This window comes from Paenibacillus sp. AN1007, from assembly GCF_040702995.1.
Classification (GTDB): domain Bacteria; phylum Bacillota; class Bacilli; order Paenibacillales; family Paenibacillaceae; genus Paenibacillus.
On the sequence record NZ_CP159992.1, the window covers coordinates 524,076 to 537,900 of the forward strand.

Annotated in this window: 8 protein-coding genes; 7 read left to right on the top strand and 1 reads right to left on the bottom strand. The window is 52.5% G+C overall.

Annotation, left to right across the window (positions count from 1 at the left end):
- The first annotated feature begins 261 nt into the window (after nucleotides 1-261).
- Complete coding sequence (locus ABXS70_RS02350) at nucleotides 262-4,365, top strand: WIAG-tail domain (protein WP_366293589.1); 4,104 nt, start codon at nucleotides 262-264, stop codon at nucleotides 4,363-4,365.
- 194 nt (nucleotides 4,366-4,559) lie between these two features.
- On the opposite strand, the gene ABXS70_RS02355 is transcribed toward ABXS70_RS02350, so the two are convergent.
- Nucleotides 4,560-6,125, bottom strand: a complete 1,566-nt coding sequence (locus ABXS70_RS02355; protein ID WP_342552646.1) for a M4 family metallopeptidase — start codon at nucleotides 6,123-6,125, stop codon at nucleotides 4,560-4,562.
- Between the two features lie 574 nt (nucleotides 6,126-6,699).
- Here ABXS70_RS02355 and ABXS70_RS02360 point away from each other — a divergent pair.
- From ABXS70_RS02360 to ABXS70_RS02385, 6 genes are all read left to right on the top strand, one after another.
- Complete coding sequence (locus ABXS70_RS02360) at nucleotides 6,700-7,650, top strand: glycosyltransferase (protein WP_342552645.1); 951 nt, start codon at nucleotides 6,700-6,702, stop codon at nucleotides 7,648-7,650.
- Nucleotides 7,651-7,724: 74 nt separating this feature from the next.
- Nucleotides 7,725-8,834 (top strand): glycosyltransferase family A protein, encoded by a 1,110-nt coding sequence (locus ABXS70_RS02365; RefSeq protein WP_342552644.1) that lies wholly within the window; start codon nucleotides 7,725-7,727, stop codon nucleotides 8,832-8,834.
- Entirely contained in the window at nucleotides 8,831-9,604 is a 774-nt protein-coding gene (locus ABXS70_RS02370) for a glycosyltransferase family 2 protein (RefSeq protein ID WP_342552643.1), read from the top strand. Before ABXS70_RS02365 ends, ABXS70_RS02370 begins: the two co-directional genes overlap by 4 nt.
- Nucleotides 9,601-10,332, top strand: coding sequence for a sugar phosphate nucleotidyltransferase (locus tag ABXS70_RS02375; protein WP_342552642.1), 732 nt, complete (start codon nucleotides 9,601-9,603; stop codon nucleotides 10,330-10,332). The genes ABXS70_RS02370 and ABXS70_RS02375 overlap by 4 nt, the downstream gene beginning before the upstream one ends.
- 538 nt (nucleotides 10,333-10,870) lie before the next feature.
- On the top strand, nucleotides 10,871-11,785 hold the full coding sequence (locus tag ABXS70_RS02380) for a GT-D fold domain-containing glycosyltransferase (protein ID WP_366293595.1): 915 nt from the start codon (nucleotides 10,871-10,873) through the stop codon (nucleotides 11,783-11,785).
- A 72-nt stretch (nucleotides 11,786-11,857) separates the two neighbouring features.
- On the top strand, nucleotides 11,858-13,507 hold the full coding sequence (locus tag ABXS70_RS02385; RefSeq protein WP_342552640.1) for a glycosyltransferase family 2 protein: 1,650 nt from the start codon (nucleotides 11,858-11,860) through the stop codon (nucleotides 13,505-13,507).
- Nucleotides 13,508-13,825: the final 318 nt, after the last annotated feature.

Sequence of the window (13,825 nt, forward strand, 5' to 3'; positions counted from 1 at the left end):
GCAGACCGGTGTGGAGATGTATTTCTTATACATCCGTTTATGCTCAGACACCATATCCTATGAAAGGAGCGGATAGGGGGCGTGGACAGCTGCCTTGTCTCCCCGTTTCGTACAGCCTAATTACGTCAGGACAGGTGCAGCTGTTCTTTGAATATGCATAATCACGGCATGGATTTGCAAAAGCAGGGCCAGATAAGTGGCAGATGCCCAGGTCAAAGCATATGATGCCGGAGATGAACGTTAGGGGAAGGAGCTGGCCTTATGAGTAAAAAAGGCAGAAAAAAGAGTGTGGTGCCTAAACTGCGTCATATCAGTCCTAAATTCAGGGAACTGGAGCTGACCGATCGGCGAATGGAATTCGCAAAGCCAGAGAAATCCGTGAAAAAGGAAGAGGTTTTGAGTCCGTATACGCCTGTTCCGAAGGCGGTTCCTGCTGAGTCAGCAGCAAAGCCCGAACCGATCACGTCCGATTTATCTACCAATAGACCAGATTCAGCGGCAGAAGCAGATTTGTTGGAGAAATCAGATTCGGAAGAGAGACAGCTGAAAACACAAAATACAGAAGAAAAGCAGGATAGGGTCCCGGATAACGTGGAAAAAGAAGGTGTGGAAAGAGAACTTCAGATCAGCAGTCTTGCTTCTCCGTTGAAAGAGCAGGACAGCGACAGCCGTGTAACAGGCAGACAGCGCCTTGAACGCCTGAACCAGAACCAGATGCCGGGCCACACGGGTCAGTATATTTATACGGACGATCTCAGCGAATTTGCTGTAACGGAAAGTAAACTGGCTCCTTTCTCAGTGGATGCATCCAAGCTGAAATCGGGCGCGGTAGGAAGTGAAGCACTTCAGGATTATGCTGTAACGAGCATTCATATTGCGGACGGCGCCATTGTATCAGCGAAGCTGGCCGAGGCTTCCATCGCAGAGGAACATCTGATAGACGGTTCGGTATCCGGCCACAAAATCAGAAATGCCTCAATCGCCGGAGACAAAATCCGGGATGGAAGTATTACTTCTCAAAAGCTGGGGAATCAGGTTATTGATGCAGCCAAAATTGCGGACGGTTCGATCGGTACGAGACATCTCAGCCGGCTGCTGGTCACCGAGGAATTAATTCAGAATCAAGCCGTCACGGGAGAAAAAATAGCGATCAGCGGTATAGAAACACGTCATCTATCAGGTGGTGCGGTTCATACCTCGAAACTGGCAGATGATGCAGTTACCAGTGCCAAGATTCGCGAAGGGGCCGTGACGGGCAGCAAGATTGAAGAACAGGCCATTGATTCACGCCATATTCAGGCAGGTTCGGTGAAGCAGTCTCATCTGGCAGAAGGGTCGGTAGGGCGCAATCAGCTGCTGGCCAGCAGCATTGGCAGCGAACAGATTGAGGATGGAGCGATCCATACCCGGCATATTGCCGAGCACAGCTTAAACGGAAGACATCTGGTGGATGGTTCGATCGGATCGGTGCAGATTCGGTCAGCGGCTGTAGGCAGTGAACAGATCGGCAGTTCCGAAATTGGCAGCGAGCATCTGGTCGATGGAGCAATCATCAGCAGTAAGCTGGCAGACCAATCGGTGGGGACAGCGAAATTGCTGGAGCAGGCCGTTACAGCTTCCAAGCTGGCAGACCAGAGTGTGGTTTCTTCTAAAATAGCGGATGAAGCCGTGCAGGGGAAACATCTGGCCAAAGGTTCGATTCGGGGCGAACATATTGTGAATCGCGGTATTACCCCGGTTCATGTCGATAATGGTGCGATTCATTCCATACATCTGGCCAGCGGAAGCATTGAGACAGCACATCTGTCCGAGGGAAGTGTCTCTGCAGATGCATTGGCAGCAGGCATCGTATTGGAGAAACACCTGGCAGAGTCTTCGGTGGGATCATTCCAATTGCAGGATGAAGCTGTCACAACTACTAAGCTTGCAGCGGAGAGTATTACATCCGATAAGTTGGCACCAGGTTCGGTTACAAGCCGAGCAGTTGCTTCGGGTACGGTGAATTCGTCCCATCTGGGAAGCGGAGCCGTTACGGCTGCCCATCTGACTCCGGGCAGTGTTGGTTCCGAGGCACTGCGGCCATATGCCGTGAAATCAGAACATCTGACAGAGCATTCGGTGGGTGCACCTCATCTGCAGCCAGGCAGTGTACAAACGGACACCGTGTCGCGTGCCGCCATCACCACAGACAAAATAGCTCCAGGCAGCATCACCTCGGCACTGCTCGCGGGAGGTTCGATTTTTCCGCCGCATCTGACCGATCATGCCGTAACCTCACCTAAGCTTTCACCGGAAAGTGTCTCGACCGATAAGCTCGCTGATCTGTCGGTCACTTCAGCTAAACTGGCAGACGGCAGCATTACTTCCGCTAAAATTATGGCTGAAAGCATCACTGCCAAACATATCCCTGCCGAAACGATTCGTGGGTATCACTTGAAGCAGCACGCCGTCTCACTGGAGCACCTGTCTGATGAGGTCCGCACGCCGGAATTGTTCGCAAACGGCAGTATTCCTGGCAGCAAGCTGCGTCCAAAAACAGTGACTGCAGAGCATCTGGTCGCTGATTCGGTGTCAGGTGAAGAACTGCAGTACGGGGCAGTGGGAAGCGAGCATCTGCAGCGAGCTGCTGTCGATTCCATGCATCTTGCGGAGAGCAGTGTAAAGTCCGATCATTTGGCTGCACAGACTGTGAATAGTCATCATCTGAGAGAAGAAGTGATTCATAGTGAGCATATCAGCGAACAGGTGATAACTTCGCGCCACCTCACTGCCGGCGCCGTGCAGACAGAACATCTCGCACCTCTTGCAGTAACGGAAGCGCATCTGAAGCCAGGACTGATCAGCGGGCTGCATCTGCAATACGAAGCACTGGGTGCGGCACACCTGCAGCAGGGTGCAGTTCAATCCCGCCATATCCATGATGAGGCAGTCCTCTCCCATCATATCCAGGAACGAAGCATCGGAACTGCTCATCTGGAGGAAGAGTCGGTCAGCAGTATGATTTTACAAGATGGTGCAGTTACAGCATCTAAACTGGCGAATGACAGTGTGGATGGCCATAAACTAGCGGATGGTGCGGTATCCAGTACCCACCTAACCGACGAGAGCGTGCAGTCTGCTCATATCGCAGAAAGTGCGATTCAGCCAGAACACATTGCGGATGGCAGCATCACGGCATGCCATTTGAGCGAAGACACAGTAAATACAGCTCATCTGCAGGATGGTGCAGTTACGGCATCTAAACTGGCGAATGGCAGTGTGGATGGTTATAAACTAGCGGATGGTGCGGTATCCAGTACCCACCTAACCGACGAGAGCGTGCAGTCTGCTCATATCGCAGAAAGTGCGATTCAGCCAGAACACATTGCGGATGGCAGCATCACGGCATGCCATCTGAGCGAAGACACAGTAAATACAGCTCATCTGCAGGATGGTGCAGTTACGGCATCCAAACTGGCGAATGGCAGTGTGGATGGCAGTAAATTGACTGAAGGAACGATCTCGTCGGTGCATCTGGCTGATCGAGCCATTGACGGAAGCAAGCTGAGCGAGCAAAGTATTACTTCCAGTCATTTAAATGAAGGGATTGTCGGAACGGCGCATCTAAGCGAAGAGATCTGGAATGCGATCCGGCAGGTCAGTGCAGACACGCTCGAACAGCTTGCGGAGTTTAAAAGACAGGAAGCGATGCAGGAAGTACAGCAGTTTATGCAGTCTGTAGGTCTTCAAAATGAAGGTTTGTTTGCATGGGGAGAGGATGGAGAGGACTCGGAGGATGCCTCGAATGAGCTGCCAGCAGGGAATCTGGAGCTGCAGGAGCTGCTTGGTCTGTCCAACGAGTACGAAGCAATGGCAGCCTTAACGGAAGGCGATGCCGACGTTGAAATACTTGAACCGGAAACAACGCTCAGAGAAGAGCCAGCTGCAGTGTCGGAAGAGTCGAATGCTGATCTCTCGGAATCAGCTGTACCGGTAACTCCTATTCTGGAGCCTCAATCGGTGACGCAGGAGCATTTATGTGATGGCTCTGTAGGCAGCGGTCAGCTGCAGTCGGGTGCTGTCCGTGCTGAACATCTGGCATTTCAGCCTGTACGCAGTGTAAGCAAACAGCCTGCTGTGCAGCAGTTCGGGATGGAAGCTTTTGTTTTGCCGGAGAATGAGACGTGTACGGAAGTGACGGTTGTATTCGAGGAGTCGTTTGATTCAGAGCATTATGTCATTGTAGCAATGAGCAATGATCGCGGATTCCAGGTCTCCTTGTTATCCCAGAGCGAAGATGAAGCGGTGCTGGAAGTAACACGGACAGCGGATTGTAAGCATACGTACGGTTTATTGTCCTGGATTGCGGCAGGACCATCGGCATAAGAAATACACAAAAGCGGTGTCCAGAGGTTGTCCCGGACACCGCTTTTGCTTGGCAAGCCTGACCGTTTGGACATGAGGAGTGTCGAAACGATGCTTTTTTTACCATAGGAGAAAGAAAAAAGTTCAGCTTTTATTGTGTTAAATAGATGATGCTATTGAACTTAATAATGGATGAAATCCGAGATTGTTACATATTACAGTCCTACAGCTTGATAGGCTTTGGTAATGGCCACAGCTTCAGCAGAATTTGCGCCGTACAGGTCTTTGGCTGCCTGAATGGTTGCCGTCTTGGCTGCTGCAAATTTGGATGTAGGTGTCAGGTAATTCACCAGCGTGCTGTAAAAAATACGTACGGCTTTATCACGACCCATGCCGCTAACCGTTACACCGTTATGTGTACCGCCTTGAGCTGCGAGATAATAGGCTTTATTAATGATACCGCTGTTGATATGAACACCGCCGTTATCCTGAGAACCTGTGTAGCGGTCACTGTACCTGTCAGGCTGATTATACAGCGTAGGATCGGACAGAGAGCGCAGGGCATCCCCCGGAATGTTAGGTGTATAGATGCCATCTCCAAGCAGCCAGTTTTTGCTCTCAATGGTATTACCCATAATGTCGGCAAAAGCTTCGTTTAAAGCACCTGGTTCATTGCGGTATTCCAGATTCGCGGTATATTCGATCACCCCGTGTGTCAATTCATGACCAACAACATCGAGATCACCGGAGAAGATACCGAACTGTGAGCCATCCCCGTCACCGAATACAATCTGTGCACCGTTCCAGAAGGCGTTGTTATAGTTGGAGCCATAATGGACTGTGGATCGGATCAAAAGGCCGTTCCCATCGAGGCCGTTGCGGTTGAATTTATTTTTGTAGAAATCATAAGTGGCTGCAGCATAAGCGTGGGCATCAACAGCTGCACGATCCGTCCATACGTTATCGGAATCGGTAAGCAGTGTGCCTGGAAGAGAGGAACGATTATTCGCTGTGTACGTTTGGATACCTTTACCACGAGTAGTGTCTTTCAATTGGTACGTGCTGCCGGATTGCGTTGTGGTCAGCGTTTTGGTGTCACCGAACACCCCCGTACCTGTGCCTGTTGCAAAGTTGATAATATCAAATTGGGATACGATGCTTCCATCCACGGCATTGATGAAATATTTGGTTCGAAGAGGGGCTGGTTCAAGCACGTTGACTTCCGTAATGTAGACCAGATAGGTTTGACCGTCTTCCTCATGATGATAAATATTCAGTTCGGCCTTTGGCTCAAGCTCCGGTGCGCCTAACTCGCCGATCCGGGAGGTTGCTTCATCCGAAGCGATTTTAATCGCGTCTTCTGCACTGATGCCAGGGACTCCGTCATTCGGAATCGCTTGTTCTTCAACAGGAGGAAGATCGCCAAGAGCGGAAGTCACAGCTCCAGTCTTGTCCAGATGCAGGGTTTGCTCAGCACCGTAAACCGGAATGCCTTTGATGTACTGTTTCAGACGGAAGTGTCTTACACCAGAGGTGTCTGTGCTGCGTTTAACAATTTTGAGCTGTCCTCTGACATCCGCGTTCAAAAACTGTTCCTGCTGTCCAAGATAATCATAAATGGTTTCGTCCGGGGTATTGTTCAACAGAATACTCTCCTCAGAGGCGTAAGGGGCCTCAAATGGAATGGATGGATCATCCGATGGCGCTGCAGCAGCAGAGGATACAGAAGCGAGCAAAAGAGCTCCTCCAAGAATCGTTGGCATAACTTTGGAAAATTTCATCGTTAAACTCTCCCATTCTCATATTATTTTTTGAAAAAAGTATTATGCCTATCTCGGCTGGGTTTCCGTCTGCATTGGGCAGGGCGGAGTGCGGGGCTGAAGCAGAGGTGTGTAATCGGAAGCAGGGGTTGTCCCCCCTCGGGAAGAAGAAGCTGGATTGGAACGGCATCACTCCTTTCAAGATCATCCTCTGCGGCCAGCCGCATGTGAGGAGAATAAACATCTTAACTAACCGAAGGTCAATAAATAGACAGAAAAATAGATTAGGAACACAAGTTCTGTCTAAGACTAAAAATGTAAATCTATCGGCTTGAATCGTATAGTATCACAGTGTAAAAGTTTGGAAAAGATGCAATTTTAGATTTTTTAGAAAATTGTGTCTAAGGACAGGGAACAGGCGTCATTTTTGAATTTTTTGACGAATGATGTCACAGGCGAAAGGCCTGTATGTCTGTATCACGACACAGAACCTGCCTGCTGCAAGGACATACGCCGTTTCCACTGCTCCACGAATACATAGAATAACGTGTACTCCCTTGGCATGATCAGGATGGATTGCGGGAGGTGAAATTGGTTGCGGAAACACCGGAAAATAGTCCATTTTTCAGAAAAAACAGGTAAAAAACGTACCAGAAGTACGTCAGGCAAGAGACGAAATCATTCTCCAAGAAAAAAGGGTACAATGGCCTATGCCCTCACCATACCATCTAATGATTCATTGCTGCTGAGCGATCGGAGAGAAGCACATGACTTGGTTCAGGGAGCCGTTCAACCAGATGTGAAAGCTGTACTGCAGCCGCTGTTATCGGTGATTATTCCGGCCATGAACGAAGAACGCACGATTGGAGCTGTAGTCCGCGAGGCAGCACGTATATGCCGCGATGCAGAAGTGCTGGTCATTGTGAACGGATCAACCGATAGAACGGCGAGCGAAGCGGAACGGGCAGGGGCGCGTGTGCTCCAGTACCCGGAAGCGCTTGGGCATGACGGAGGCCGTAGAGCAGGAGCGGCCGCAGCAAAAGGGCAGATACTGCTGTTTACCGATGCAGATATACCGATTCCGGCTGAACATTTGGCGCCTTACGTGCAGGCGGTTTTAAAAGGGGTGGACGCCGCGTTGAACGATTACAACGGCCCGGTGACACGAAGTCCCGTACATCCCGTCGTTGAAGCGAAACATGTGCTGAACAGTCTGCTGTCCAGATCCGATCTTGGCGGGGCTTCCATGACAGCCATTCCTCACGCGCTTAACCGAAAGGCGCTGGAGGTCATCGGTTTAGCAGCATTGGAAGTTCCACCGCTTGCTCATGCAAAGGCCATCCTTGGGGGACTGCGGGTGGAGGCTGTTCATCATGTTCCCGTGGGGAAATGGAATGCGGTTCGTATGAAGAAACGAAGCGGCGCTGATCCGCTAAGTCAAGTGGTACTGCAGGATCACCTGGAGGCGATCCGCTGGATTACGGATACACGCGGTCCCCGAGGGGGTTATCCTGATCTGAATCGTGTTCGCAGCCTGTGCAGGTAGAAGGGGAGCGTCAGGTAGGTAAATCCTGAGATCGGGTTATATGACAGTGGCGCAGCATGATGGAGGTGACAGCAATGAAAACACGATCAGGAGCAGGGGCTCGAAGACAGATGCGATCAAGGCTTATGGCTGCCGGAAGGCTGCGAAAAAGACAGCAGACACGTGGAAAAAGCAAACCGCGCCGGAAGCCTGCGGGAAAGACCCGGCAGATGATGCTGGATCTGCATCCGTTTCGACGTGCAGGCCGGCTTGCAGGCAAACAGTTTCAGGCAGATGTCGATCTGCCGGATAAACATGCTTCTCAGGCATGGCAAGCATATGCGGCAGAACTGCCGGAGCTGGACAGCGTCGGCGCAGCGTTACAGGCAGGCAGCGCATTTATGCAGGGTTATGCACAAACCTCGGGCCGTGCATCTGATATCGTACCGCTGCCCCTCCGCCATGCTGCTGCAGCCGTAGTCTGTGCCTGCAATGAGGAGCGTACGCTTGGGCAGGTGCTGAGGCAGCTGCGTCGCCTGCCGCTCCGGGATATTGTAGTCGTATTAAACGGAACAACGGATAACAGCCTCGGGCACGTGCTGCAGCATCCGGGCATTACACTTGTGTATGAACCGGATCGGGCAGGACATGATGTGGGGCGTGCACTTGGAGTCAAAATGACAGATGCGGAGACCGTTCTGTTTGTGGATGGGGACATGGTCGTCCCTGCTGAGCAGCTGGCACCGTTTCTATTTACGATTGATCGGGGGCAGGATGTCGCGTTAAATGATCTGACGTCCCTGCTTCCGCCATTTGCCAAACAGGATGAGGTCAGCCGTATCAAAGCGTATTTGAATCACACGTTAGGTCGGCGGGATCTTGGTTCCAATTCAATGACCGCTGTGCCCCATGCCGTATCCAGACGTATGATTCAGGCGGTAAAACCTGCGTCACTCGCTGTACCGCCTATGGCCCAGATGCTGGCAGTACAGCAGGGGCTGCAGGTGTCCGCTCCCTATCAAGTGGACGTCATTCGCTCGAACCGGCTGCGTCCCGGGAATACGGGCCGTGGAAATGATGTAGCCAGGCTGATTCTGGGGGATCACCTGGAAGCACTGGCTGCCTGGCTGGAACGGAATACAAATGCAGTTCAGGCCAACACGCCTTCCCGTACAGAGGTAGCTTACAGGAGGAACGCGAGATGACGCTGACCAGTATAGTCATACCGACGTATAATGGACTTTCCCTGCTGAAGCCTTGTGTGGATGCGATCAGAACGCATACAGGGGAATGCACACCGTACGAAATTATCGTTGTGGATAATGGTTCGACAGATGGCACTGCCGAATATTGTGCGATGGAGCGAATCCGGTTTGTTCGTTTACCCGAGAATCGCGGTTTCCCAGCCGCCTGTAATGCTGGACTGAGGGCTGCCTGTGGAGATGAGCTGCTGCTGCTGAACAACGATGTAACGGTTACGGCACGCTGGCTGGAGAATATGCGTACTGCACTGTACAGTGATGAGCGCATTGGCATCATCGGTCCGGTTACCAACTATGCCAGCGGCACGCAGCAGGTGGACGTGGTGTTCCGGAATGTGGAACATTTTCAGGAACTGGCCGCAGCCCATAATGTTTCGGATGCATCAAGGTGGAAGGAAGTACGCCGAATTGTTGGACTCTGTATGCTGATCAAACGAAGTGTGCTGGATGCGGTGGGATGGCTTGACGAAGCTTACTCTCCGGGACACTATGAAGATGATGACTACTGTTACCGGGCAAGGCTGCAGGGCTTCCGGCTGCTGGTATGCGGCGATGTTCTTGTACATCATCAGGGCAGCGCGAGTTTTCAGAAGACGGACCCGCACGAATGGAAACTATTACTGGAGCGTAATCGCTCCATTTTCATAAATAAATGGCATGTCGATCCGCGTGAATTTATGGACATATCCGATGAAGGAGGGAACAAGGAATGAAAGGTGTAATTCTTGCTGGTGGCACAGGGACCAGGCTGTACCCTCTGACCCGGCTTATTAACAAACATCTGCTTCCCGTCGGTAAACATCCGATGATAATGTATGGCATCGACAGGCTTCGTCAGGCAGGGATTGAGGAGATCCTGATTGTCATTAACAAACATTCCGCAGGCTTGTATACAGAGTATCTTGGAGGAGGGGCGGACCACGGGGTCAGATTAACATATCGCATTCAGGAAAAGGCGGGCGGCATTGCCGAAGCGCTTGATCTGGCATCCTCGTTTATTCTTCCGGGTGAAAAATTTGTGGTGCTGCTGGGAGATAATCTGTTCAGCGATGATTTGAAACCGTATGTGGACCGATATATGCAGCAGCCTGCAGGTACGGCACGTGTACTGCTTAAAGGCGTGGATGACGCACGACGTTACGGGGTGCCTGTCTTCGATGAACAGCATCCGGAACGCATTGCGTACATTGAAGAAAAGCCAAGTCAGCCGAAGACCTCTTACTGTGTGACCGGCATATACATGTATGACGATCATGTGTTTAAGCTGATTCACAACATTACACCGTCTGCACGCGGAGAGCTGGAGATTACGGATGTGAACAACCATTATGCTTCCAGCGGTGGACTGGAGTACGATATTTTGCAAAAATACTGGAGCGATGCCGGCACTTTCGAATCGCTCCAGGAGGCAGCCGTGCGCATGAAAGGGCAGCTGCCTTAATCCCGAATAACATGTTACAGCCGCTGTGCGGTACCTGATCATGCAGAGCTTGTGCCGGAGCCTTGAAGAAAGCTCCGGCATTTTGTGCAGCGCCAGCGGCCATCCTTTTCCATGCACAAGGAGTGAATGGTGTGAGAGCAGTTATATCCACAGGGTTGATGCATCACCGTGGAAGTAAAACACAGGGCGTGAAGGGTGCAGGTAGGGTGATACAAGTGAAGAATGCAGGGAAGTGGGGCGTGTGAAAGGTGAAGCAAGAACAGGCAGCAGGAGGGATGGAGGTAAGACTGGGAGATCGGTCAGGGTGGGGCAGGCAGGCAGGATACCGCAAAAGAGGGTAAGCGCGGGCAGAGCAGGCCGGGCCAGCCGTGCAGCGCTGGCGGGCCCGGCCCGGGGCCGCACGCGCCAAGGCACGGCCCAGCGCAGGCACGCCTCCGCGCAGGGCCGCCGCGCCGCTGCCCGCGCCAAGCAGCGCACGGCGATGCGCCGTGCGCCCAAGCCAGCACCGCGTGAAACGACACCCCTAACGGGTGTCGTCGTGCCCGCGGGGCGGGAAGGCGCTGCCGCGAGCGCGGGCAGCGCAAACGGCGAGCCGCCGGCGGCAGCGCAGCATGCCGTGCAGGCGGCCGTGCCCGGCGGTTACGCCGCGGGCTACCGCGACGGCGTGTACGCCGGGGGCGAGGCGCTGGTGGCGCAGCACATCCCGCCGGATCACATCCTGCCCGCTGTCGCGGCGGCAGATTTGATCGCGGCGGGATTCCGCCAGTACGCGCCCAGCCTGACCCGGCTGACCAGCCCTCATGAGATGGCTGGTCACATCGTGGCGGCGCTGGATGCGCGGCGCCCCTTTTCTGTCGTTCGCCTCGGGGATGGCGAACTGCTTACGCTGGCAGCGGATACCGTGCTGCCAGCTCAGGAAGTGTATGAGCTGGCACCGTTTCTGCCGTATGCAGGGGTGCCGTGCTCTACGCCGGACATCCGTGCGGCGCTTGCGGAAGCCGTCCGGGGGGCAGACTGGGTGGGCGTGCCGATTTCACGCGCACCTACGTTTCAGGGACTGTTATTCCCGGTACTGCGTCATTTTGGGATTGACTGGTCCGGTCTGAAATTGACCAGCTCCACGATTAATTACGGCTTGCATCAATCCCGGCTGCTGCTGCCAATCCTTCAGGGACGGCGCGTGCTGCTGATCGGGAGCCGGGCAGCAGAACTTGGTGTCCTGCTTCATCACCATGGGGTTCAGGTCACGGGCATTATTCCGGCCGTGGCAGGTATGGCAGATGTTTCGCGGGTGATGCAGCAGACTGCGGCATATGCTTTTGATATCGCTCTGGTCGCAGCAGGCATTCCAGCCGTAGTGCTGTGCCAGCGCATTGCAGGAGAACTGGGCAGAGCTGCTCTGGATTTTGGACACTTGGCAGATAAATTGGTAACAGGAGAGCTTCAACTCTAGTGTATCGTCCCGGACAGGATATTGAGATCAATGAAGTCCTGTCCCGGGAACGAGTGGATCGGGGGAAGCAGCATGAAAATAACGGAAAAACAGCCTAGTCATGCAAGGAAAAACAGACAGAACGGCTCAAAGCAGAGCAGCAGGCTTAGAAAGGATACACCCTTAACAAGCAGCCATCCTCATCGTAAACGGGCATCAGCTTCGGTTGTACTTCATGCCGCGGGCGGCCGTAAGCGGCGCAATTCCACGCGCAAAGGCAAAAGGAGCCACCGAGGTCTTCGAAGCACCAGACTTTACAGGCAGGGATATGACCGGGGATACGAAGATGGTATGCGTCAAGGACAGAACTCATTTGGGCTTATTTTTGAAGGGGTCAGCATCATCATTCCGACGTACAATCAGCGTGACTATGTACTGCAGTGTGTATCCAGCATTGAAAAACATACCCCTGCTCCTTATGAAATCATCGTTGTTGACAATGCTTCGCAGGATGGTACGGCGGAGGCACTGCTTCGCCAAGGCGGTATGGTCCGGGTGGCCGCACTGGAGAAAAACCGGGGATTCGCGGGCGGAGTCAATCAGGGGTTGATGATGGCCAAAGGGCGGCATATTGTCGTACTGAACAACGATACCCTGGTTACACCAGGCTGGCTGGAAAATATGATGACTTGTCTCCGGAGTGACCCGCAGATCGGTGTGGTAGGTCCTGTAACCAATTATATTGGCGGAGATCAGCAGATTGAGGTGCCTTATCGTGAAGTGCAGGAGATGTGGTCTTTTGCTGCCAGACAGAACAGGCCGGATGCAGGGAAACACCGGTTAACGGACCGGCTTGTCGGATTCTGCTGGTTGTTTTCCAGAGAGCTGTTTGAACGTACGGGTTATTTGGATGAGGGTTATGCTGTTGGCAACTTTGAAGATGATGATTGGATTGTACGGGTGCGAATGCTGGGATACAAGCTTGCTGTGGCGGGTGATGCCTTTATTCATCATTTTGGGAGTGTCAGCATGAAAGCGCTCGGAGAGCAGGATTTTCACACCGTTAACCAAGGGAATGAACAATTTTACAGCCAGAAATGGGGAGATCCTCAGGCGCTCATCGCCGAAACCTGCAGGATTGCCGAGACATATGACTTGAATAGGCCATCTCAATTTCAGACATATACAGTATCCTCAGCAGCTAAGGATGATCTGCGCCAGCGGGCAGTGGTGTTTTTTTCTGAAAATAATCATGAGAAATCACCATTCAGACGAAGCAGTGATTTCTATCCCGAAGGTGCATACCTTGCTGATCTCAAAGGGGATGTCTATTTACTAGAAGGCGGGCAGCGCCGAAAGCTCAACATTCCTGTTCCGCGCGGTATTTCGCCAGTTCTTGCAGCCAAACCTGATCTGCTGGGCACAGCCGCAGGTGAGCCGTTGGTGTCTGCCAGTGACATTCGGAATTGGCCGCTCGAACCTGATCATTCTCCTCTGACTGTGCTCGATTCGAATTCAGATATGGTCGGGGGAGAAGGAAGCATTGCTGCGGCTGCGGAAGCACCCGAGATATGGTATCTGATCAGCGGAGGCAGACGAAGAAAATTCGCATCCGGTTATGCGGCGGAAAGCTGGGGAGTTAAGCCCGGACATGTACGCCAGATGCCGGGTGAACAGCTCCATCGAATACCGGAAGGGTGGCCGATTATTGCTCCGCCTCAGCTGCTGAACAAGGATTTGTAGTGAGCTGTGTTTTTGGAATCAGCAAAATGCTTATATGCGGGATGAACCGAACGAAATGGAACGTGTCCTTTCGCACGCGCTGACCGGGTTCATTCCGCATCAGGTTCTGCATGGTCGGCTCGTCATCTACATACAGACAGGGAAACGGGACAGCCATGCTCTCCACTTGAATTTTAAAATTAAAATATAATTTTTCGATTCTGTTATAGGATTATTCTATTAACCGAAGCATTGACCCTGCGGAAGCACAGGAGTACATTTATAGCCACAATCCTTATTTAACAGATAGGAATTGAGGGTCTGGATCATCTAAGCATC

Bases quoted from the DNA above. Each gene is read 5' to 3' on its own strand.
- ABXS70_RS02350 (WP_366293589.1), top strand. From the start codon at position 262: ATGAGTAAAAAAGGCAGAAAAAAGAGTGTGGTGCCTAAACTGCGTCAT.
- ABXS70_RS02355 (WP_342552646.1), bottom strand. From the start codon at position 6,125: ATGAAATTTTCCAAAGTTATGCCAACGATTCTTGGAGGAGCTCTTTTG.
- ABXS70_RS02365 (WP_342552644.1), top strand. From the start codon at position 7,725: ATGAAAACACGATCAGGAGCAGGGGCTCGAAGACAGATGCGATCAAGG.
- ABXS70_RS02370 (WP_342552643.1), top strand. From the start codon at position 8,831: ATGACGCTGACCAGTATAGTCATACCGACGTATAATGGACTTTCCCTG.
- ABXS70_RS02375 (WP_342552642.1), top strand. From the start codon at position 9,601: ATGAAAGGTGTAATTCTTGCTGGTGGCACAGGGACCAGGCTGTACCCT.
- ABXS70_RS02385 (WP_342552640.1), top strand. From the start codon at position 11,858: ATGAAAATAACGGAAAAACAGCCTAGTCATGCAAGGAAAAACAGACAG.